The organism is Klebsiella sp. RC2 (genome assembly GCF_014192815.1).
GTDB lineage: Bacteria > Pseudomonadota > Gammaproteobacteria > Enterobacterales > Enterobacteriaceae > Klebsiella > Klebsiella variicola.
In genome coordinates this window covers 1,019,655-1,041,492 of sequence record NZ_JACHYL010000001.1, presented here as the reverse complement: position 1 = coordinate 1,041,492, position 21,838 = coordinate 1,019,655, and the positions used below count along the sequence as shown (strand labels likewise).

Annotated in this window: 25 protein-coding genes; 17 read left to right on the top strand and 8 right to left on the bottom strand. The window is 56.9% G+C overall.

Annotation, left to right across the window (positions count from 1 at the left end):
• Positions 1-21: 21 nt before the first annotated feature.
• Positions 22-720 carry a tRNA-uridine aminocarboxypropyltransferase gene (tapT, locus tag FHW76_RS04875; protein ID WP_012540848.1) on the bottom strand — a complete coding sequence of 233 codons (699 nt, stop codon included), beginning with the start codon at positions 718-720 and terminating at the stop codon, positions 22-24.
• 69 nt (positions 721-789) lie between these two features.
• Positions 790-1,215, bottom strand: coding sequence for a thioredoxin TrxC (trxC, locus tag FHW76_RS04870; protein ID WP_002914091.1), 426 nt, complete (start codon positions 1,213-1,215; stop codon positions 790-792).
• A gap of 203 nt (positions 1,216-1,418) precedes the next feature.
• On the opposite strand from trxC, the gene FHW76_RS04865 reads away from it, so the two are divergent.
• Complete coding sequence (locus FHW76_RS04865; RefSeq protein WP_022064862.1) at positions 1,419-2,504, top strand: tRNA/rRNA methyltransferase; 1,086 nt, start codon at positions 1,419-1,421, stop codon at positions 2,502-2,504.
• Positions 2,505-2,561: 57 nt separating this feature from the next.
• Here FHW76_RS04865 and ung read toward each other — a convergent pair whose 3' ends face one another.
• A complete protein-coding gene (ung, locus tag FHW76_RS04860; protein ID WP_023290673.1) occupies positions 2,562-3,251 on the bottom strand; it encodes a uracil-DNA glycosylase in 690 nt (229 codons plus the stop codon).
• 311 nt (positions 3,252-3,562) lie between these two features.
• Between ung and grcA the strand changes: the two genes are divergently transcribed.
• The gene (gene grcA, locus FHW76_RS04855; RefSeq protein ID WP_002914084.1) at positions 3,563-3,946 is read left to right on the top strand and encodes an autonomous glycyl radical cofactor GrcA; all 384 of its coding nucleotides are present in this window, start codon (positions 3,563-3,565) and stop codon (positions 3,944-3,946) included.
• A gap of 45 nt (positions 3,947-3,991) precedes the next feature.
• On the opposite strand, the gene srmB is transcribed toward grcA, so the two are convergent.
• On the bottom strand, positions 3,992-5,323 hold the full coding sequence (srmB, locus tag FHW76_RS04850; protein WP_012540851.1) for an ATP-dependent RNA helicase SrmB: 1,332 nt from the start codon (positions 5,321-5,323) through the stop codon (positions 3,992-3,994).
• Between the two features lie 130 nt (positions 5,324-5,453).
• Here srmB and trmN point away from each other — a divergent pair, with 130 nt between their 5' ends.
• The gene (gene trmN / locus FHW76_RS04845; protein ID WP_012540852.1) at positions 5,454-6,191 is read left to right on the top strand and encodes a tRNA(1)(Val) (adenine(37)-N(6))-methyltransferase TrmN; all 738 of its coding nucleotides are present in this window, start codon (positions 5,454-5,456) and stop codon (positions 6,189-6,191) included.
• On the opposite strand, the gene nadB is transcribed toward trmN, so the two are convergent.
• Positions 6,176-7,795, bottom strand: a complete 1,620-nt coding sequence (gene nadB, locus FHW76_RS04840; protein ID WP_008803761.1) for an L-aspartate oxidase — start codon at positions 7,793-7,795, stop codon at positions 6,176-6,178. The two genes, trmN and nadB, sit on opposite strands and share 16 nt — an antisense overlap.
• 327 nt (positions 7,796-8,122) lie before the next feature.
• Between nadB and rseD the strand changes: the two genes are divergently transcribed.
• The 12 genes from rseD to acpS all read left to right on the top strand — a co-directional run bounded on the left by rseD (position 8,123) and on the right by acpS (position 17,582).
• The gene (gene rseD / locus FHW76_RS26635; protein ID WP_121980491.1) at positions 8,123-8,218 is read left to right on the top strand and encodes a rpoE leader peptide RseD; all 96 of its coding nucleotides are present in this window, start codon (positions 8,123-8,125) and stop codon (positions 8,216-8,218) included.
• A complete protein-coding gene (gene rpoE / locus FHW76_RS04830; protein ID WP_002914074.1) occupies positions 8,215-8,790 on the top strand; it encodes an RNA polymerase sigma factor RpoE in 576 nt (191 codons plus the stop codon). Before rseD ends, rpoE begins: the two co-directional genes overlap by 4 nt.
• A gap of 32 nt (positions 8,791-8,822) precedes the next feature.
• Complete coding sequence (rseA, locus tag FHW76_RS04825; protein ID WP_008803762.1) at positions 8,823-9,473, top strand: anti-sigma-E factor RseA; 651 nt, start codon at positions 8,823-8,825, stop codon at positions 9,471-9,473.
• A complete protein-coding gene (rseB, locus tag FHW76_RS04820; protein WP_012540854.1) occupies positions 9,473-10,429 on the top strand; it encodes a sigma-E factor regulatory protein RseB in 957 nt (318 codons plus the stop codon). Before rseA ends, rseB begins: the two co-directional genes overlap by 1 nt.
• Positions 10,426-10,905, top strand: coding sequence for a SoxR-reducing system protein RseC (rseC, locus tag FHW76_RS04815; RefSeq protein ID WP_008803764.1), 480 nt, complete (start codon positions 10,426-10,428; stop codon positions 10,903-10,905). The genes rseB and rseC overlap by 4 nt, the downstream gene beginning before the upstream one ends.
• Positions 10,906-11,090: 185 nt before the next feature.
• The gene (gene lepA / locus FHW76_RS04810; RefSeq protein ID WP_008803765.1) at positions 11,091-12,890 is read left to right on the top strand and encodes a translation elongation factor 4; all 1,800 of its coding nucleotides are present in this window, start codon (positions 11,091-11,093) and stop codon (positions 12,888-12,890) included.
• A 13-nt stretch (positions 12,891-12,903) separates the two neighbouring features.
• Positions 12,904-13,878: a signal peptidase I gene (lepB, locus tag FHW76_RS04805; protein WP_008803766.1), complete on the top strand. Its 975-nt coding sequence runs from the start codon at positions 12,904-12,906 to the stop codon at positions 13,876-13,878.
• Positions 13,879-14,127: 249 nt separating this feature from the next.
• Positions 14,128-14,808 carry a ribonuclease III gene (rnc, locus tag FHW76_RS04800; protein WP_002914065.1) on the top strand — a complete coding sequence of 227 codons (681 nt, stop codon included), beginning with the start codon at positions 14,128-14,130 and terminating at the stop codon, positions 14,806-14,808.
• On the top strand, positions 14,805-15,710 hold the full coding sequence (era, locus tag FHW76_RS04795) for a GTPase Era (RefSeq protein ID WP_008803768.1): 906 nt from the start codon (positions 14,805-14,807) through the stop codon (positions 15,708-15,710). The genes rnc and era overlap by 4 nt, the downstream gene beginning before the upstream one ends.
• An 11-nt stretch (positions 15,711-15,721) precedes the next feature.
• Positions 15,722-16,459 carry a DNA repair protein RecO gene (gene recO, locus FHW76_RS04790; protein WP_008803769.1) on the top strand — a complete coding sequence of 246 codons (738 nt, stop codon included), beginning with the start codon at positions 15,722-15,724 and terminating at the stop codon, positions 16,457-16,459.
• A gap of 11 nt (positions 16,460-16,470) precedes the next feature.
• Entirely contained in the window at positions 16,471-17,202 is a 732-nt protein-coding gene (pdxJ, locus tag FHW76_RS04785; protein ID WP_016161646.1) for a pyridoxine 5'-phosphate synthase, read from the top strand.
• Positions 17,202-17,582, top strand: a complete 381-nt coding sequence (gene acpS / locus FHW76_RS04780) for a holo-ACP synthase (RefSeq protein WP_015370293.1) — start codon at positions 17,202-17,204, stop codon at positions 17,580-17,582. The genes pdxJ and acpS overlap by 1 nt, the downstream gene beginning before the upstream one ends.
• A gap of 12 nt (positions 17,583-17,594) precedes the next feature.
• Here the strand turns inward: acpS and FHW76_RS04775 are convergent, their stop codons facing one another.
• Positions 17,595-17,855, bottom strand: coding sequence for a YfhL family 4Fe-4S dicluster ferredoxin (locus FHW76_RS04775; RefSeq protein WP_004144350.1), 261 nt, complete (start codon positions 17,853-17,855; stop codon positions 17,595-17,597).
• Between the two features lie 56 nt (positions 17,856-17,911).
• Positions 17,912-18,760, bottom strand: coding sequence for a MurR/RpiR family transcriptional regulator (locus FHW76_RS04770; protein WP_004144349.1), 849 nt, complete (start codon positions 18,758-18,760; stop codon positions 17,912-17,914).
• 212 nt (positions 18,761-18,972) lie between these two features.
• Between FHW76_RS04770 and yfhb the strand changes: the two genes are divergently transcribed.
• Together yfhb and tadA are read left to right on the top strand one after the other, a co-directional pair.
• Complete coding sequence (gene yfhb / locus FHW76_RS04765; protein ID WP_008803773.1) at positions 18,973-19,608, top strand: phosphatidylglycerophosphatase C; 636 nt, start codon at positions 18,973-18,975, stop codon at positions 19,606-19,608.
• Between the two features lie 62 nt (positions 19,609-19,670).
• On the top strand, positions 19,671-20,180 hold the full coding sequence (gene tadA / locus FHW76_RS04760) for a tRNA adenosine(34) deaminase TadA (RefSeq protein WP_012967431.1): 510 nt from the start codon (positions 19,671-19,673) through the stop codon (positions 20,178-20,180).
• Here tadA and mltF read toward each other — a convergent pair.
• Positions 20,177-21,793: a membrane-bound lytic murein transglycosylase MltF gene (gene mltF / locus FHW76_RS04755; protein WP_008803775.1), complete on the bottom strand. Its 1,617-nt coding sequence runs from the start codon at positions 21,791-21,793 to the stop codon at positions 20,177-20,179. The two genes, tadA and mltF, sit on opposite strands and share 4 nt — an antisense overlap.
• Between the last annotated feature and the right edge of the window lie 45 nt (positions 21,794-21,838).

Sequence of the window (21,838 nt, the reverse complement as noted above, 5' to 3'; positions counted from 1 at the left end):
CATCCCAGTGACCGAATGATTTTAAACGTTTTCCACCTGGTCCGCTGTGATACTACCCTTATGCTGGGTTTTTCCCGCCAGATAGCGGGTCCGGAAGCGGGTGAAGTGCTCGCCAAGCGCAGCGGCGGCCGGGGCATCGCCCGCCAGATCCAGCAGGGCGATGGCTACTTCCGCGGTACAGTATTGTCCGTCGGCGTGCGCCTCGCGCAGATGATAGGCAGAGATGCGTGACAGATCGACGGAGATTATCGGTAGCGCGTCAAGATAAGGGCTCTTGCGGAACATTTTGCGCGCTTCGGTCCAGGTGCCGTCGAGCATAATAAATAGCGGCGGCTTCCCGGACGGCGGCGCGCTCAGGATCTGGCGCTCCGGCCCGGCATAGGAGGCAGGGAAAACCACCATCGGTTGATAATCAGGATGCGCGACCAGATCGAGCAGCGCCTGCGGCGGCTCGGTTCTCGACCATTGAAAAGCCTCGGTATCAGGCAGAATATCGGCGATGAGCCGGCCGGTGTTGCTGGGCTTCATCGGTTCTGTATCAAACATCACCAGGCAGAAGCGGCTGGTGGCCTGCGCGGGCACTAATGTTGCGCACAGGCACTGCTTGAGCGGCAGCAGGCAGCGCTGACAGCGGCGGATGCGGTTGCCGCGAGCAAGGAAAGGCCGGGTAGCACGCGCGAGGCGTTCAGCGCGCAGGCGAAGGACTGCGTTTTCAATCATGGGAGTCGCTAGAGAAAAACGCTATTGTCGCAGAGGTGAAAACGGGGCACAAGCGGTGCCCCGGAAGGATTACTGTTGGCCGGCTTCGTTCAGCCAGCTGTCAAATGGCGCTTTTGGCACCGCGCCATTGAGCATGTCGATCACTTCGCCATTTTTGAACATCATAATGGTCGGGATGCTGCGGATACGAAACCGGGCGCTAAGCTCACGTTCCGCTTCGGTGTTGACTTTCACAAAACGCATCTTCCCGCTACGCTCTTCCGCGACATCTTCAAAGATCGGCGCGAAGCTACGGCAGGGGCCGCACCATGGCGCCCAGAAATCGACAACGACCGGCAGATCGTCCTTTAAGAGTTTATCCAGCGTTGCCCCGGTCGCGTTGATGACGTCGCCGTCAAAAAGATCGTGACCGCAGCGTCCGCACTTTGCGCCATCCGCGCTACGATCGTCCGGGAGGCGGTTCAGAGCCTGACAACTGGCACAAACGGTATTCATAACTAACCTCTGGTTATGGGTTGCAACGTGGCACGTGGCCGATATGTTTCTGTGATGTTACATATTATCGATTAAGTGTTATTTAAGGACAATGCGTTTTGTTCGATGAGTGCAATAGAGGCCGGCTTTTAAACGAAATCATGGCGAAGCGATGACACATCGGGTAATCTGCGCGCTTCGCGCAGCGCAGGTGGAGAAAATTGATGAGCGACGAACTGAAAAATAAAAGCGGCAAGGTCAAAGTGATGTATGTCCGCAGTGATGATGATTCTGACAAACGCACCCATAACCCACGTACCGGGAAAGGGGGAGGTCGTCCAGGAAAATCTCGTGTTGACGGCCGCAGCCGCCCTGCGCGTGACGAACGAAACAGCCGCGGCGACGATCGCAAACGTGACGACCGTAAGCGTGACGATCGCAAGCGCGATGATTTTCATCGTGACGATGCGTCTCCGTGGCGTACCGTTTCCCGTGCTCCTGGCGATGAGACGCCGGTAAAAGAAGATCACGGCGGGATCAGCGGGAAGAGCTTTATCGATCCGGAAGTACTGCGTCGTCAGCGTGCGGAAGAGACCCGCGTGTATGGCGAAAACGCCTGCCAGGCGCTGTTCCAGAGCCGTCCGGAAGCTATCGTTCGCGCCTGGTTTATCCAGAGCGTCACGCCCCGCTTTAAAGAGGCGCTGCGCTGGATGGCGGCCAACCGTAAAGCCTATCATGTGGTGGACGAAGCCGAGCTGGCGAAAGCCTCCGGCACCGAGCACCACGGCGGGGTCTGCTTCCTGATCAAAAAACGCCACGGCACTTCTGTTGCCCAGTGGGTCGCGAAGGCGGCAGAAGACGATTGCGTTCTGGCGCTGGAAGACGTGGGTAACCCGCACAACCTCGGGGCGATCATGCGCAGCTGCGCGCACTTCGGCGTGAAGGGCGTGGTGGTTCAGGATGCTGGCGTGCTGGAGTCCGGGGCGGCGATCCGTACGGCGGAGGGCGGGGCGGAGCATGTTGAACCGATCACCGGCGACAGCTTTATCGATACCCTGGATCAGTTCCGCAAAGCGGGCTACGCGATTGTCTCAACGTCCAGCCATAATGGTACGCCGCTGTTTAAAGCCGAGCTGCCGAAGAAAATGGTGCTGGTGTTAGGCCAGGAGCGTGATGGTCTGTCCGATGCGGCGATTTCCAGCTCCGATCTCAGCGTTGCCATCAACGGTACCGGCAATGTCGAAAGCCTGAACGTCTCTGTGGCGACCGGCGTCCTGCTGGCAGAATGGTGGCGTCAGAACAAGGCGTAATTCGCCTGCCTGAATGCGAAAAAGCCAGCTGATGCTGGCTTTTTTTATGGCTGTCGATCACTCGCTTTCGGCGGGGAGGACCGGCATCCAGTCGATCGGCGCTTCGCCGCGGTCAGCCAGCCACTGGTTGGTCTGTACGAAATGGTTGCTGCCAAAGAAGCCGCGATGCGCAGAGAGCGGCGATGGGTGCGGCGCTTTCAGCACGCAGTGGCGCTGACGATCGATAATCGCGCCTTTCTTCTGCGCATGAGAACCCCACAGCAGAAAGACCACCCCCTCGCAATGCTCATTGATTAACGCGATAACTTTATCGGTAAAGGTCTCCCAGCCAAGGCTGGCGTGCGAGTGCGCCTGCCCGGCGCGGACGGTCAGGACCGTATTAAGCAGAAGTACGCCCTGACGCGCCCAGCTTTCGAGATAACCGTGAGTGGGGCGAGTAAAACCGGGGATCGTGGCCTCCAGCTCTTTGTACATGTTCAAGAGCGAGGGAGGGATCGCGACGCCCGGGCGAACCGAGAATGCCAGACCGTGGGCCTGACCCGGGCCGTGATAGGGATCCTGGCCGAGAATGACGACTTTGACGTCGCCCAGCTCGGTAAAGCGAAACGCATTGAAGACGTCTTTTTGCGGTGGGTAGATGGTGATCCCGGACTGGCGCTCTTCGGCGACGGTCTTCAGTGTATTGAGAAAATAGGGTTGTTGCTTTTCATCCGCCAGCACGTCATGCCAGGTTAAAGGGGTGGTCATCTTGCTCTCCTGCAAAGGGTCATCGCTATAGCTTAACGGCTTCTTTCTACAGAACAAAATCGGCACGGCTTGATGTGGGCTTTTATGCAAAAAAAATTGAAAATTTACAAAATTATTTATGGGACCCCATGGCCTAACTTGATGTAAAACAATAAAATCCCCCTATACCCACTTTGTGTGAGTGGTTTTTATTGATTTATATCAAGGAATGCCGAGGGTGCGGCTGATATATATACACTCATACAACAATGGTTTTACCAATTGGCCGCGAAGAGGCCAAAATCGAATAAACACTGCCTGGGAGGCATCAAATGATTACTGGTATCCAAATTACTAAAGCGGCAAACGACGACCTGCTCAACTCTTTCTGGCTGCTGGACAGCGAAAAAGGCGAAGCGCGCTGCCTGTGCGCCAAAGGCGGTTTTGCGGAAGACGACGTGGTGGCGGTGAGCAAACTGGGTGAAATCGAATACCGTGAAATTCCGGTAGACGTGAAACCAGAAGTTCGCGTGGAAGGCGGTCAGCACCTGAACGTGAACGTGCTGCGTCGCGAAACTCTGCTGGACGCGGTTGAGCACCCGGAAAAATACCCGCAGCTGACCATTCGTGTTTCCGGCTATGCGGTACGCTTCAACTCCCTGACTCCGGAACAGCAGCGTGACGTTATCGCCCGTACCTTTACCGAAAGCCTGTAAGGCTGAAGCCAGATGTGAAAACGCCGGGATGTCCCGGCGTTTTTTTTACTCTTCAGTGGACGTTGATGGCGTCCCGGCCGCGCTTGGCTTACGGCGCTTACCGATATTTTTGGTGTCGCGATGGCGTTTCTTCACCCGCGGTTTCTCTTTTTCTTTCTCTTTTTTCTCGGCGCGCTTCGCCAATACTTTCTTCGACGGTTTACCGGTTAACTTCTCGCTCGGCGCGCGGGTTTTCGGTCGCAGTTCATCAATCACGCGGGCTTTCAGTGGTTCTTCAACGTAGCGGCCGATCTTGCCCAGCAGCAGGTGGTCATGCGCTTCAACCAGCGAGATGGCGATGCCTTTTTTACCGGCGCGGCCGGTACGACCGATACGGTGCAAATAGATATCGGCGGTGCGCGGCATGTCGAAGTTAAACACGTGGCTGACATCCGGGATATCAATACCGCGTGCGGCGACGTCGGTGGCGATCAGCACGTTCACGCGACCATCGGTCAGGCGTTTAATCGCTTCGTTGCGCTTAATCTGCACCATCTCGCCCTCCAGCCAGCAGGTGTTAATCCCTGCTTCGTGCAGCTTAGCGGCGAGTTCGTGAACGCGCTCGCGCTTACGCACGAAAACGATGGAGCGGGTTGCTTCCGGCTGCTTCAGCAAATGAATCAGCAGCGCGGTTTTATGCTCGATATCGTCGGCGCGATAGTACCACTGATGAATTTTTTTACGTTCGCGGGTCGATGGGGTAGCGGAGACTTCAACCGGCTCTTCCAGCAGGCGTTCGGCAAAATCTTTGATCGCATCGCCTTCCAGCGTGGCGGAGAACAGCATGGTCTGCTTGCGCCAGCGGGTTTCACCGGCGATGGTTTCGATATCCTGAGCAAAGCCCATGTCCAGCATGCGGTCGGCTTCATCGAGGATCAGGGTCTCGACGGCGCGGCAGTCAAAGTTCTCTTCTTTAATATACTGCAGCAGGCGACCGGTGGTAGCGACCACGATATCCTGGTTTTCGCTGAACACTTCCGCGTGGTTCATGTACGCTACGCCGCCGGTAATGGTGGCGATATCCAGATGGGTATGCTTCGCCAGCTCGCGGGCGTGGTCAGCCACCTGCATCGCCAGCTCGCGGGTCGGCGTCAGGATAAGAATGCGCGGCGGCCCGGATTTCTTACGCGGGAAATCGAGCAGGTGCTGCAACGCTGGCAGCAGATACGCCGCCGTTTTACCGGTGCCGGTCGGCGCTGAACCGAGAATGTCACGGCCATCGAGCGCAGGCGGAATAGCGGCGGCCTGAATGGCTGTCGGGCGAGTGAAACCTTTATCCTGGAGGGCTTCCAGCAGGTTTTCGTCGAGTTCAAGTTCGGAAAAAGTCGTTACAGTCATGTTCTACCTCTGAGTGGGCCGCCGATTATAGACGTTACTGACGTAATGTTCATCTGTTTGTAAGGCTATCTGTTCTCCGGTATTGTGCATAGCCTTACGTTCAGGAGTTTTGTCGGCAAGGTTATTGAGGATGTCTCAGTCGAAGTTTGCGCTGCCGCGCAATGGTTTTACCTTCAAACAGTTCTTTGTCGCCCACGATCGTTGCGCGATGAAGGTGGGCACTGATGGCATTTTGCTTGGCGCCTGGGCGCCGATTGCCGGGGTGAAGCATGTGCTGGATATTGGCGCGGGCAGCGGCCTGCTGGCGCTAATGCTCGCCCAGCGTACCGATCACGATGTGCAAGTCGATGCGGTCGAACTGGACGAGGAGGCAGCCGCTCAGGCGCGGGAAAATGCCCTCGCGTCACCGTGGTCTTCGCGCATAGAAGTCTGCCAGGCCGATATCCATCAGTGGCAGCCGTCGCAAACCCGACGCTATGAACTGATAATCAGTAACCCGCCTTTTTTTGCCGAAGGCGTGCCATGCGCTACCTCGCAGCGGGAGCAGGCGCGGTATACCACGACGCTCGATCACGCCTCCCTGCTGACCTGTGCCGCAGAGCATATCACCGAAGAAGGTTTTTTTTGCGTGGTGCTGCCGGTGGATATCGGTAATGCGTTTATCGAGCGGGCAACGGCGATGGGGTGGCATTTGCGACTGCGCACTGACGTGGCGGAGACCGAACTGCGGCCGCCGCACCGGGTGCTGCTGGCGTTCTCCCCGACGGCAGGAGAGTGTTTCTGCGACAGACTGGCGATCCGCGGGCCAGAGCAGCAGTACTCTGAAGGGTTTACTGCTCTGACCGGGGATTTTTATCTCTTTATGTGAGCCAGGGGCGACAGTATCGACGGGCCGCTGTTCGGCAGCGGCTGCGGATAGTCGAGGGTATAGTGCAGCCCGCGGCTCTCCTTACGTAACATCGCGCAGCGTACGATAAGCTCCGCCACCTGCACCAGATTGCGCAGCTCCAGCAGATTATTCGAGACGCGGAAGCGGGCGTAATACTCATCCAGCTCCTGCTGGAGCATGGTAATGCGCCGCAGGGCGCGCTCCAGTCTGCGCGTCGTGCGCACAATGCCGACATAATCCCACATCAGCAGGCGCAGTTCGTGCCAGTTATGCTGGATAACCACCAGTTCATCCGGGATCTCCACCTGACTTTCATCCCACGCCGGCAGGGTGGTGACCTTCTGGGCCAGCGGCAGGCGCCGGGCGATATCCTCCGCGGCGGACCAGCCGTAGACCAGACACTCCAGCAGCGAGTTCGAGGCCATGCGGTTGGCGCCGTGCAGCCCGGTATAGCTGACTTCGCCGATGGCGTATAAGCCATCGACGTCAGTACGGCCATTATCATCCACCATCACGCCGCCGCAGGTGTAATGCGCGGCGGGGACGACCGGCACCGGATCTTTGGTTAAATCAATTCCCAGACCGAGCAGCTTTTCGTAAATCATTGGGAAGTGCTGGCGAACAAACGCCTCGGGTTTATGGCTGATATCAAGGAACATACAGTCAACGCCCAGGCGCTTCATTTCATGGTCGATGGCGCGGGCGACGATATCGCGCGGGGCCAGCTCGCCGCGCTCGTCAAAGTCCGGCATAAAGCGGGTGCCGTCCGGGCGTTTAAGGTGGGCGCCTTCGCCGCGCAGCGCTTCAGTAAGCAGGAAATTGCGTGCCTGTGGATGATACAGCGCGGTGGGGTGGAACTGGTTGAATTCGAGATTCGCTACCCGGCAGCCCGCCCGCCAGGCCATCGCAATGCCGTCTCCGGAAGAGACGTCAGGGTTAGTGGTATATTGATAAACCTTGGCGGCCCCGCCGGTCGCAAGCACCACCGCCTTCGCGCTGCAGGTTTCTACCCGCTCTTTATTGCGGTTCCAGATCCAGGCCCCGACCACCCGGCGCGTGCCCGGCAGGCCAATCTTGTCCGAGACAATCAAATCAACGGCATTGCTGCGCTCAATGATGCGGATATTAGGATGAGCAAGGGCTTTATCGACCAGCGTTGTCTCTACCGCTTTGCCGGTAGCGTCGGCGGCGTGAAGAATGCGTCGATGGCTGTGCCCCCCTTCGCGAGTGAGATGGTAGCTCTCTTCTCCATTGGCCTGGACCTGGGTGTCAAACAGCACGCCCTGATCGATAAGCCATTGTACGCACGGTCTGGCGTTGCTGGCGACGAAGGTGACCGCATGGCGATCGCAGAGTCCCGCGCCGGCGATCAGCGTATCTTCAACATGGGATTCGATACTGTCCGTCTCATCGAAGACGGCGGCAATCCCGCCCTGCGCATAGAACGTCGAACCTTCGCTGATCGGCCCTTTACTCAGCACCGTCACCGAACTGTGCTCCGCCAGGCGCAGCGCGAGGGAGAGACCGGCAGCGCCGCTGCCGATAATCAACACATCACAAGAGAAGTCAGGAGTGGTATTCATCGTCTTTGTTTAATTTACTAAACACATTTAGCTCACAATAGCACCAGCGCGTGAGGAATCGTACATATTTTTTGCCTGGTGTTGTGACGGCTAAACAGAAGGGGCCGGGAAAAGGGGCGTTGTGCGGTAAAAAAGAGAAGTGGAGCAGGTTGTTAGCATTGGATTTTATAGTGAAATAAACACTGTGTTACGATACCCTTCAGTCGGGCCTGCGCTTTTTCTTATTGACTAACCTGTTGTTTAGCAACCTGGGCATATAATGATTGATAACGATCTGCCGCCGTTGCCAGACAAAAAACAAAAGCGTAACGGAACTTTATTGTTTTCATGCACTCCAACAGTCAGCTTGCTCATAATGCAGATTTTGGGTGGTGTTTTGAAGACGCATGGGAATTGGGTTTGGGGAGACATTACCTCGGATGAGCGAGCAGTTAACGGATCAGGTCCTTGTTGAACGGGTCCAGAAAGGAGATCAGAAAGCGTTTAATTTGCTGGTGGTGCGCTATCAGCATAAGGTCGCGAGTCTGGTTTCCCGCTATGTACCGCCGGGCGATATCGCTGACGTTGTTCAGGAATCGTTCGTTAAGGCATGGCGTGCGCTGGACTCTTTCCGGGGAGATAGCGCTTTTTACACCTGGTTATACCGTATCGCCGTCAACACGGCGAAGAATTATCTGGTTGCTCAGGGACGCCGTCCGCCGTCCAGCGATGTTGACGCCAACGAGGCGGAAAACTTCGAAAGCGGCGGGGCGTTGAAAGAAATTTCGAACCCTGAGAACTTAATGTTGTCAGAAGAACTGAGACAAATAGTTTTTCGTACCATTGAATCGCTCCCGGAAGATTTACGCATGGCAATTACGTTACGGGAGCTGGATGGCCTGAGCTATGAAGAGATAGCCGCTATCATGGATTGTCCGGTTGGGACGGTGCGTTCGCGTATCTTCCGGGCGCGAGAAGCTATTGATAATAAAGTTCAACCGCTTATCAGGCGTTGACGATAGCGGAATACTGGAAAAGGGTATCAGGCATGCAGAAAGAACAACTTTCGGCTTTAATGGATGGTGAAACGCTGGATAAAGAACTGCTCAACGAGCTGAGCCGTTCCTCTGAGATGCAAAAAACCTGGGAGAGCTATCACCTCATTCGCGATACGCTGCGTGGCGATACCGCAGAGGTGCTGCAATTCGATATCTCCGCCCGGGTGATGGCCGCCATTGAAAATGAGCCCGTTCGTCAGACGGCGCCGCTTATTCCTGAATCTCAGCCCGCACCCCACCAGTGGCGGCAGATGCCGTTCTGGAACAAAGTGCGTCCATGGGCCAGCTCACTCACCCAAATGGGCGTTGCCGCCTGCGTATCGCTTGCGGTTATCGTCGGCGTCCAGCACTATAATGGGCAATCTGATGCGACTCAGCAGCCAGAGGCGCCAGTGTTCAATACCCTGCCGATGATGGGTAAAGCGAGCCCGGTAAGCCTTGGCGTGCCGGCTGACGCATCAGCGGGTAGCGGCCAGCAGGCGCAAGTCCAGGAACAGCGCCGCCGGATTAACGCCATGTTGCAGGACTATGAACTGCAGCGCCGCCTGCACGCTGAGCAGCTGCAGTTTGGCCAGGCCCAGACTCAGCAGGCAGCAGTCCAGGTGCCGGGTTATCAAACTTTAGGAACGCAATCGCAGTAATGAAGCAACTTTGGTGTGCCATGTCGCTCATGGCAGGCAGTCTGTTGTTCTCTGTCAACGCCTCGGCTGATACATCGTCCGGGGCGTTGTTGCAGCAGATGAACCTGGCCAGCCAGTCCCTCAATTATGAGCTGTCTTTCGTCAGCATCAATAAACAAGGCGTTGAGTCGCTGCGCTATCGTCATGCGCGACTGAACAATCAACCGCTGGCGCAACTGCTGCAGCTGGACGGCCCGCGCCGGGAAGTGGTCCTGCGCGGCACGGAAATCAGCTATTTTGAACCCGGTCTCGATCCTTTCACCCTCAACGGCGACTACATCGTCGATTCGCTGCCATCGTTGGTTTATAGCGATTTCAAACGCCTCTCCGCTGCGTATGATTTTATCTCCGTTGGCCGTACTCGTATCGCTGATCGCCTCTGCGACGTGATCCGCGTCGTAGCTCGCGACGGTACGCGCTATAGCTTTATCGCCTGGCTGGACGCCGAGACCAAACTGCCTCTGCGCGTCGATTTGCTCGACCGCGACGGTGAAACGCTGGAGCAGTTCCGGGTTGTCTCCTTCAACGTTGGCGATAACGTCAGCGCCAGCATGGAGACGCTGGCAAAAGCGAATCTACCGCCGCAGCTGTCCGTCCCTGAAGGGGGCGACAAAGCCAACTTCAACTGGGCGCCAACATGGCTTCCCCAGGGGATGGCTGAAGTTTCCAGCAGTCAGCGCCGTCTGCCCACTTTTGACGGTCCAGTCGAATCACGTCTCTATTCCGACGGCTTGTTCAGCTTCTCGATCAATATCAACCGCGCCACGGCGGCCAGCAGCGACCAGCTGTTGCGCACCGGCCGACGTACCGTCAGCACGACGGTACGCGATAACGCGGAGATCACCGTGGTGGGCGAACTGCCGCCGCAGACGGCGAAGCGTATCTCTGATAGTATTAAATTCAAGGCAGTACAATGATTAAAGAGTGGGCCACCGTGGTTTCCTGGCATAACGGCGTGGCGCAGGTGCACTGCGACGTTAAAGCCTCCTGCAGCAGCTGCGCTTCCCGTGCCGGCTGCGGTAGCCGGGTGTTAAACAAGCTGGGGCCGCAGACCAGCCATACCATTAGCGTGCCCTGCGAGCAGCCATTGGCCGCGGGGCAAAAAGTGGAGCTGGGGATCGCTGAAAGTAGCCTGCTGGGCTCAGCGCTGCTCGTCTATATGGCGCCGCTGGTGGGGCTGTTTGTGATGGCGTCCATTTTCCAGGTGCTGTTTGCCAGCGATATCGCGTCACTTTGCGGCGCGCTGTTGGGCGGCGTCGGCGGCTTCCTGGTGGCGCGCGGTCTGTCGCCGCAGCTGGCTGCTCGCCAGTCATGGCAGCCGGTGATTTTAAGCGTCGGTTTGCCGCCGGATCTGCTGCGTGTTGATACGCCCTCCTCTGAAATGGGGCAGTGATTTCACTGCCCCTCATCTTTATTTACTCTTCCTGTAACAACGCCACAATTTCTGCCGTTATGCTGGATCTAACAGCATTTCCTGGTTTCACGGATGTAGTGTAGAATGCGGCGTTTTCGGATTAAAAAACGTCAGGCACAGTACAGCGGCCTCATGATACTCGTAAGGCATAATTAACTCTAAATATGAAGAATATACGTAACTTTTCGATCATCGCTCACATCGACCACGGTAAGTCGACGCTGTCTGACCGTATCATCCAGATTTGCGGTGGCCTTTCTGATCGCGAAATGGCGGCCCAGGTTCTGGACTCCATGGACCTTGAACGTGAGCGCGGGATTACCATCAAGGCGCAGAGCGTCACCCTGGACTATAAAGCCAGCGATGGTGAAACTTATCAGCTCAACTTTATCGACACCCCGGGCCACGTTGACTTCTCCTATGAAGTATCGCGCTCCCTGGCGGCGTGCGAAGGCGCGCTGCTGGTGGTTGACGCCGGGCAGGGCGTAGAAGCCCAGACCCTGGCGAACTGCTATACCGCCATGGAAATGGACCTCGAAGTCGTTCCGGTGCTCAACAAGATCGACCTGCCTGCGGCCGATCCGGAGCGCGTAGCGGACGAGATTGAAGATATCGTCGGTATCGATGCTCACGACGCGGTTCGCTGCTCGGCGAAAACCGGCGTTGGCGTGCCGGACGTGCTGGAACGTCTGGTGCGCGATATTCCGCCGCCGGAAGGCGATCCGGACGCGCCGCTGCAGGCGCTGATCATCGACTCCTGGTTCGATAACTACTTAGGCGTCGTGTCGCTGGTGCGTATTAAAAACGGCACCATGCGCAAGGGCGATAAAATTAAAGTGATGAGCACCGGCCAGGTCTATAACGCCGACCGTCTGGGCATCTTCACCCCGAAACAGGTCGACCGTACCGAGCTGAAATGCGGCGAGGTAGGCTGGCTGGTCTGCGCGATCAAAGACATCCTCGGCGCGCCGGTGGGCGATACCCTGACCGCGGCGCGTAATCCAGCGGATAAAGCGCTGCCGGGCTTCAAAAAAGTGAAGCCGCAGGTCTATGCCGGTCTGTTCCCGGTGAGCTCTGATGACTATGAAAACTTCCGTGATGCGCTGGGTAAACTGAGTCTGAACGATGCTTCCTTGTTCTATGAGCCGGAAAGCTCAACGGCGCTGGGCTTCGGCTTCCGCTGCGGCTTCCTCGGCCTGTTGCACATGGAAATCATTCAGGAGCGTCTGGAGCGTGAGTACGATCTTGACCTGATTACCACGGCGCCGACGGTAGTCTATGAAGTGGAAACGACCTCCAAAGAAGTTATCTACGTCGATAGCCCGTCCAAGCTGCCGCCGCTGAATAATATTCAGGAGCTGCGTGAGCCTATCGCCGAGTGTCACATGCTGCTGCCGCAGGAGTTCCTCGGCAACGTGATCACCCTGTGTATCGAGAAGCGTGGCGTGCAGACCAACATGGTTTACCACGGTAAACAGGTGGCGCTGACCTACGAAATCCCGATGGCGGAAGTGGTTCTCGACTTCTTCGACCGTCTGAAGTCTACCTCCCGTGGCTATGCGTCGCTGGATTATAACTTCAAACGCTTCCAGGCCTCGAACATGGTGCGCGTTGACGTGCTGATCAACGGCGAGCGTGTCGATGCGCTGGCGCTGATCACCCACAACGACAACGCCCCTTATCGTGGTCGCGAACTGGTCGAGAAGATGAAAGAGCTGATCCCGCGTCAGCAGTTCGATATCGCCATTCAGGCGGCTATCGGCAACCACATCATCGCGCGCTCTACTGTGAAACAGCTGCGTAAAAACGTCCTGGCGAAATGCTACGGCGGCGACGTCAGCCGTAAGAAAAAGCTGCTGCAGAAGCAGAAAGAAGGTAAGAAGCGTATGAAGCAGGTCGGTAACGTTGAACTGCCGCAGGAAGCGTTCCTCGCCATTCTGCACGTTGGTAAAGACGGCAAATAATTAAGGAGTTGGCATGGCGAACATGTTTGCCCTGATTTTGGTCATTGCGACCCTTGTGACAGGGCTGTTGTGGTGTCTGGATAAGTTCATCTTCGCACCAAAACGTCGTGAGCGTCAGGCCGCTGCTCAGGCAGCGACCGGCGAGCAACTGGACAAGAAAACGCTGAAGAAAGTGGGCCCGAAACCGGGCTGGCTGGAAACTGGCGCCTCGGTCTTCCCGGTGCTGGCGATTGTGCTGATTGTGCGTTCGTTTATCTATGAACCTTTCCAGATCCCGTCAGGTTCGATGATGCCGACCCTGCTGATTGGCGATTTCATCCTGGTGGAGAAATTCGCTTACGGCATTAAAGATCCGATCTACCAGAAAACGCTGATCGAAACGGGTCATCCAAAGCGCGGCGACATCGTGGTGTTTAAATATCCGGAAGATCCGCGTCTCGACTACATTAAGCGCGCGGTGGGATTACCGGGCGATAAAGTCACCTACGATCCGGTTGCCAAGCAGGTCACTATTCAGCCGGGCTGCAGCTCCGGACAGGCCTGCGGCAACGCGCTGCCGGTGACCTATTCCAATGTTGAGCCGAGCGATTTCGTTCAGACCTTCTCCCGCAGCAACGGCGGCGAAGCGTCCAGCGGTTTCTGGCAGTTGCCGAAGGGCGAAACCAAAGCGGACGGCATTCGTCTGACCGAGCGTCAGGAGACGCTGGGCGACGTCACGCACCGTATTCTGATGGTGCCGATTGCCCAGGATCAGGTTGGGATGTACTACCATCAGTCCGGCCTGCCGCTGGCCACCTGGATTGTACCGCCCGGTCAGTATTTTATGATGGGTGACAACCGGGATAACAGCGCCGACAGCCGCTACTGGGGCTTTGTGCCGGAAGCGAACCTGGTCGGAAAAGCGACCGCTATCTGGATGAGTTTTGAAAAACAGGAAGGTGAATGGCCGACCGGCGTGCGGTTATCGCGCATTGGTGGAATTCATTAATTTCCCCTGTTGAATTCACGTCGCTGCGATAACCGCAGCGACGTGAATTATTTAATATTTAAATCCATTCAAACTAACGACATCACGTGTCGTTGCGTATAGAATATCCCCCCGAAGTTTTTGGTTGTCGCTCTGCCGGGTGACACTGCACACGAAAGCGTATTGGACTGTTTCAACTTGCTGTATGAAGCGTATGCTCAGGTCGGTTTCGTGTGCTGCATCTTTGACGCATTCATTTATTGGTAACGCATGAACCCCATCGTAATTAATCGGCTTCAACGAAAGCTGGGCTACACTTTTCATCATCAGGAGCTGTTGCAACAGGCATTAACTCACCGCAGTGCCAGCAGCAAACATAATGAGCGCCTGGAGTTTTTAGGTGACTCCATTTTAAGTTTTGTAATCGCGAATGCGCTCTATCATCGTTTTCCTCGCGTAGACGAAGGCGATATGAGCCGCATGCGCGCGACGCTGGTGCGTGGCAACACGCTGGCGGAGATCGCTCGCGAGTTTGAACTGGGTGAGTGTCTGCGCCTCGGGCCGGGCGAACTGAAAAGCGGCGGTTTCCGTCGCGAATCCATTCTCGCGGACACCGTTGAAGCGTTAATTGGCGGGGTTTTCCTCGACAGCGATATTCAGAACGTTGAACGCTTAATCCTCTCCTGGTACCAGACCCGTCTGGACGAAATCAGTCCGGGCGATAAGCAAAAGGATCCGAAGACGCGTCTGCAGGAGTATCTGCAGGGACGTCATCTGCCGCTGCCGTCCTACCTGGTGGTCCAGGTGCGTGGCGAAGCGCACGATCAGGAATTTACTATCCACTGCCAGGTCAGTGGCCTGAGTGAACCGGTGGTTGGCACAGGTTCCAGCCGTCGCAAGGCGGAGCAGGCTGCCGCCGAACAGGCGCTGAAAAAACTGGAGCTGGAATGAGCGAAGAAAAAAGTTATTGCGGATTTGTCGCCATCGTTGGTCGTCCAAACGTTGGCAAATCCACGCTGTTGAATAAGCTGCTTGGGCAGAAGATTTCGATCACTTCCCGAAAAGCGCAAACGACGCGTCACCGCATCGTCGGTATCCATACCGAAGGGCCGTATCAGGCGATTTACGTCGATACCCCGGGCCTGCATATGGAAGAGAAGCGTGCCATTAACCGCTTAATGAACAAAGCGGCCAGCAGCTCAATTGGCGATGTTGAACTGGTCATTTTCGTGGTGGAAGGCACTCGCTGGACGCAAGACGACGAGATGGTGCTCAACAAGCTGCGTGACGCGAAAGCGCCAGTGATCCTCGCGGTCAATAAGGTGGATAACGTGCAGGACAAAGCGGAGCTATTGCCGCACCTGCAGTTCCTCGCCAGCCAGATGAACTTCCTCGACATTGTGCCGATCTCTGCGGAAACCGGCACCAACGTCGATACTATCGCGGCGATCGTGCGTAAGCATCTGCCGGAAGCGATCCATCACTTCCCGGAAGATTATATTACCGATCGTTCCCAGCGCTTTATGGCCTCCGAGATCATCCGTGAAAAACTGATGCGTTTTCTCGGTGCTGAGCTGCCGTACTCCGTCACTGTGGAAATCGAACGTTTCGTAACCAATGAGCGCGGCGGCTACGATATCAACGGCCTGATCCTCGTCGAGCGCGAAGGGCAGAAGAAGATGGTGATTGGCAATAAAGGCGCCAAAATTAAAACCATCGGTATCGAAGCGCGTAAGGACATGCAGGACATGTTTGAAGCGCCGGTACACCTCGAGCTGTGGGTCAAAGTGAAATCCGGCTGGGCCGATGACGAGCGCGCCCTGCGCAGTCTCGGTTACGTTGACGACCTCTGAGTTAACGCAACGTGGATGGATGGCAGCGCGCCTTTGTCCTGCATAGCCGACCGTGGAGCGAAACCAGCCTGATGCTGGACGTCTTCACGGAAGAATCGGGTCGTGTGCGCCTGGTGGCCAAAGGCGCACGCTCCAAACGCTCTAATCTCAAAGGCGCTTTACAGCCCTTTACCCCATTACTGGTTCGCTTCGGCGGCCGCGGCGAAGTCAAAACCCTGCGCAGCGCGGAAGCCGTCTCGCTGGCGCTGCCGCTCAGTGGTATCACGCTCTACAGCGGTCTCTATGTGAACGAGCTTATCTCCCGCGTGCTGGAGCACGAAACACGCTTCTCCGAACTCTTTTTTGACTATCTGCACTGCATTCAGGCGCTTGCCGGAACCAGCGGCTCGCCGGAGCCCGCGTTGCGGCGTTTTGAGCTGGCGCTGCTCGGGCACCTGGGCTATGGCGTGGATTTTCTTCACTGCGCGGGCAGCGGTGAGCCGGTGGATGACACCATGACCTATCGCTATCGCGAAGAAAAGGGCTTTATTGCCAGCCTGGTGATTGATAACAACACGTTTACCGGGCACCATTTGAAAGCGTTGGCGAGTCGCGAATTTCCTGATGTTGATACGCTGCGCGCCGCGAAGCGCTTTACCCGTATCGCCCTGAAACCCTATCTTGGGGGCAAACCGCTTAAGAGTCGGGAATTGTTTCGCCAGTTTATGCCCGCGCGAAAGGCGCGGGCGGATAATACGAATAATGATTAACGAGGATTGTCATGGCTGAATTACTGTTAGGGGTCAATATTGACCATATCGCGACCTTGCGTAACGCGCGCGGCACCGCCTATCCGGATCCGGTTCAGGCAGCGTTCATTGCCGAGCAGGCCGGCGCCGACGGCATCACCGTGCATCTGCGCGAAGACCGTCGCCATATTACCGATCGCGATGTGCGTATCCTGCGCGAGACGCTGCACACCCGGATGAATCTTGAAATGGCGGTCACCGAAGAGATGCTGACGATCGCCTGCGAAACCAAACCACACTTCTGCTGCCTGGTGCCGGAGAAACGTCAGGAAGTCACTACCGAAGGCGGACTGGACGTGGCCGGGCAGCGCGACAAGATGCGCGATGCCTGCCAACGCCTGGCGGATGCCGGTATCCTGGTGTCCCTGTTTATCGATGCGGATAACGAGCAGATCAAAGCGGCGGCAGACGTTGGCGCGCCCTATATCGAAATTCACACCGGCTGCTATGCCGATGCCAAAACCGATGCTGAGCAGGCGAAGGAGCTGGAACGTATTGCCAAAGCGGCCACCTATGCCGCCAGCCTTGGCCTGAAGGTGAATGCCGGCCACGGTCTGACCTATCACAACGTGAAAGCGATTGCTGCGCTGCCGGAAATGCATGAGCTGAATATCGGCCATGCGATTATCGGTCGCGCAGTGATGAGTGGCCTGAAAGAGGCGGTCGCGGAAATGAAGCGTCTGATGCTGGAAGCGCGCGGCTAATGGCCATTCTCGGGCTGGGTACCGACATCGTCGAGATCGCCCGCATCGAAGCGGTGATCGCCCGCAGCGGCGATCGCCTTGCCCGCCGGGTGCTGAGCGACCATGAATGGAGCATCTGGGAGCAGCATCAGCAGCCGGTGCGTTTCCTGGCGAAACGCTTTGCGGTCAAGGAAGCGGCGGCGAAAGCGCTGGGAACCGGGATCCGTAACGGACTGGCGTTTAATCAGTTCGAGGTATACAACGACGAGCTGGGCAAGCCGAAGCTGCGACTATGGGGCGAAGCAAAGCTTTTGGCGGAACGAATGGGGGTAAGCGCTATTCACGTTACTCTCGCCGATGAACGCCACTACGCCTGCGCCACGGTGATTGTCGAAAGCTAGCCAGGATGGCGGTTAAATTTTATCCGCGTGGTGCATTAGCACGAATTTATCCCAAAGCTGTTCTTCACTCTCGACGTGTGCCGGATCTTTCAGGATCGTATTCGGGATCGGGCACACTTTCTGGCAGGTTGGCGTGTCGTAATGACCCACGCACTCGGTGCAGCGGTCGCTGTTAATTTCATAAATGCTATCACCCATCGAAATGGCCTCATTCGGGCACTCCGGTTCGCACATATCGCAGTTGATGCATTTTTTGGTAATTAACAGCGCCATCAGGAAAGTCTCAGAAACAACACAAACAGGGCGGGCATTATACGCCCATTTTCTGCTCAGACCAGCTTTTTCACCAGCGCTTCGCTATGGCGAATGCGCTCCGGCGCCCGCTCCAGATCCTGCTGCACCAGCCCCATAAACAGCAGGTCGGTGAGCATCATTTGCGCGCTGGTGGAGGAGATGGCCGCGCTGCGCGTCGCCTGCTCTTCGGCAATGGTATACAGGCAGTGGGTTGCCTGCTGCTGCAGGGCGTTAGGGCTAAAGCCGGTGATCGCCAGGATCTTGCAGCCCACGCGCAGCGCTTCACCTGCCGCCATATTGATCTCCCGGCGCTCACCGGAGTAAGAGATCGCCAGCAGCAGATCGTCGCTGGACATGGCCTGCACTGTCGCCAGCAGGGCGTGCATATCCTGCTCAGAAACCGCGTTGATGCCGATCTTCATCAGCTTCCAGCTAAAGTTACGCGCCACCAGACCGGACGCGCCGATGCCGGTGACGATCACCCGCCGGGCATTGCGCAGCAGCGTGACGGCTTCCCGCAGCGTCTCTTCAGTATTGACGTCCAGCGAGGCATGCATGGCGGCGACATTGTCTTTAATGAGTTTCTCGCCGACCAGACGCAGCGGGTCGTCACCGCGAATGTGGTTATGTACCGGAACCGAGTGCGGATCCGGGCTGCTGGCCAGCGCTTCACTCAGCGCCAGCTTCAGCGCCGGAAAGCCTTTGAACCCCAGTTTCTGGGCAAATTTAACCACGCTGGACTGACTCACACCGGCTTCCGCCGCCAGCTGCTGCGAGCTGAGGTGCCGGGTCTCATCGGGCTGGCTCAGAATATAATCGGCCAACTTTTTGTCGCTCGCCGCCAGGGTGGGATAGCGCTGACGAATACGCGTTAAACAGTTCATTGGAGCTCCGCTGGAGCCGTCCGGCTCGTGACTGACAGAATTTTTATTCGATTATAAGGGGTATACCACGAATTAAAAATTCTTGAGCCACAATTTTTCCTTCGCCTGCTAATTTAATTGTTCCTTAACGGCAGGGGATGTTTTCCCTCTTCGCGGCGTAAGGCTGTTAAGCTTAACCTAACGAGAAGCGAGTCCTGACATAAGGAGGCAGTTTGCAGCACAATGAACGGAAAGTGGTGTTTTTCGATCTGGACGGAACCTTGCATCAGCAGGATATGTTCGGCAGTTTCCTGCGCTACCTGCTGCGTAATCTGCCGCTAAACCTGCTGCTGGTGGTGGCGATGGGGCCGGCGATCCTTGCCGGGCTGGCGGTGTGTGGGCGGGCGGCGCGCTGGCCAATGAGCCTCCTGCTGTGGGCGTCAACCTTTGGCCGTCGCGAGGCGGTACTGAAGCGGCTGGAAGCGGAGTTTGTCGGCTGGTTTCGCCATCATGTGACGGCGTTTCCGGTGGTTCATGCGCGGCTCACGGCCTACCTGACCAGTACCGATGCCGACGTCTGGTTGATCACCGGCTCGCCGCAGTCGCTGGTGGAGCAGGTCTATCGCGATACTCTCTGGCTGCCGCGGGTGAATCTGATAGCCAGCCGCACCGCGCGCCGCTGGGGCGGCTGGGTATTGACCCTGCGCTGCCTGGGGCATGAAAAAGTGGTGCAGCTGGAGAAAAAGATCGGCGCGCCGCTGCGGCTGTACAGCGGCTATAGCGACAGCGAGCAGGACAACCCGTTGCTCGGCTTTTGCCAGCATCGCTGGCGGGTAACGCCTCAGGGAGAGCTCCAGCAGCTGGAGTAATAGTGTGTAATTGATAGCGCCCATGTATAATGCGCCCCGCTTTTTCTGCTGGAGTGGCCGCTGTGTCTGACCTCGAACTCAATGATGAATACTGGATGCGTCATGCCCTGACGCTGGCAAAGCGCGCCTGGGAAGAGGGCGAGGTGCCGGTGGGCGCGGTGCTGGTGTATAACAACCAGGTCATCGGCGAGGGCTGGAACCGGCCGATCGGCCGTCACGACCCCACCGCTCACGCGGAAATTATGGCTTTACGCCAGGGCGGGCTGGTGCAGCAAAACTATCGCCTGATCGACGCCACGCTGTACGTGACCCTGGAGCCTTGCGTCATGTGTGCTGGCGCCATGGTGCACAGCCGTATCGCCCGCCTGGTCTTTGGCGCCAGGGATGCCAAGACCGGCGCCGCTGGCTCGCTAATAGATGTCCTGCACCATCCGGGAATGAATCATCGGGTTGAAATAAGCGAAGGCGTGCTGGCGGAGTCCTGCTCTACCATGCTGAGCGACTTCTTTCGCTGGCGGCGGGAAGAGAAAAAAGCGCTGAAGAAAGCCCGGGAGCAGACCGGAGAAGGTTAATACAGGTGGCCGGGGAGTTTTAACCGGGCATTATCCATCTGCTTATCGGCGCGAAACTTGAAAAAGGGCAGGGTGGTCTCCTGCGGCTGTTCGAGTTCATTCGGGAGCACGGCCGGGTAATCCTCCGCCAGGGCCAGCGTTTGCTGTTGCTGACGCTCCTTCTCTGACAAATAGCCGACAAGGCTTATCTGATATTTGCGGATGTTTTCCACATAGGCGTAGGCCTCATGGCCGCGCGCGTAGCCGTATTTAAGTTTGCTGTAATAGGGCTTCTGGCTCAACAGGGGTAAACGCAGCTTAACGTCTGCCCAGCTGTTGGGATTGCCTTTTTGTTTGCGGGTGAGCGCCATGGCGTCCAGCATATGGGCATAGCCCATATTGTAAGCAGCCAGCGCAAACCAGATGCGTTCGTCTTTCGGAATCGAATCCGGCACTTTATCCATCATATCCTGCAGATAGCGCATGCCGCCGTCGATACTCTGCGCCGCATCGGTCCGGTCAGTCAGTCCCAGACTTTGCGCGGTGTTGCGCGTCAGCATCATCATGCCGCGCACGCCGGTGGGGGAAGTGGCCTGCGGATCCCAGTGGGATTCCTGCCAGGCGATCGCGGCCAGCAGGCGCCAGTCAATCTCGCGGGCGTACTTTTCAAATAGTGGCTGCACGTCCGGGAGAATATTTTCCACTGCACGGAGGAAGGTGCGGGTGTCGACATAATCGAAGTCGTTGCCGTGGCCGAGGTATTTCTCCTCCAGGCGCGCCAGCGTCCCGTCTTCATTAATGTTATTGAAGAAATCAAGCATTGCGGCCGACAGCGAATTATCTTCGCCCCGGGCGCTAAACCAGGTGACCGGCTGTTCGTCGGTGATATCCAGGGCCACCGCCAGCTCCGGATGGACGCGCTGAAACAGGCTGACGGCCACCGAATCGGCGACGGTGTAATCGAGTTTGCCGTCAATCACCGCCTGCATCAGCGCCGTGGTACCGCGCTTCTCGTCCACGCGCCAGGTAAGATCCGGATATTTCTCCGCTTTTAAGGCCTGCAGGTCGTTGATCGCCACGTGGCCCGGAGCGATAGTGAGTTGCTCGGCGGTTAGCGACGCGAGAGTGCGCGGCCGGATATTACCGACACGATAGACCAGCTGTTGGGAAACAGAATAGTAGGTGGGGCCAGCCTGGTAGTTTTTCACCCGCTCCTGGTTATAAACCAGACCGGCAGCCAGCATATCGGCCTGACCGTCGTCGAGGTCGTCAAACAGCTGGCTGATATTCTGCCGGACGGTTATCTTAAGCGTCACGCCCAGATAGTCAGCAAACTGCTTCGCCAGTTCATAATCCAGACCGAACGTTTTATCGTTCATGGTGGCGAAGGTCATCGGCGAGTTGATGGTGCTGATGCGCAGCTCGCCGCGAGCGATAATACCCGCCACCCGGTTCTCGGGTTTACTGGACCAGGGGATTGACGGCCACAGGGCCGCCGCCAGCAAAAGGGTGACAATGCCGATCAGCAGATAATTAATCTTTAATTTTTTCAGAGCGTTAATCTTCTGCAGCTTCAGGTTCCTCAGCAGGCGATGTCCGGAAAAAACGCAAGGTTGTCGTCGAATGTGCGGCATTCTGCTTAAGAATGCGCCAGTTGGCAACTTATTCGCGATGGTCGT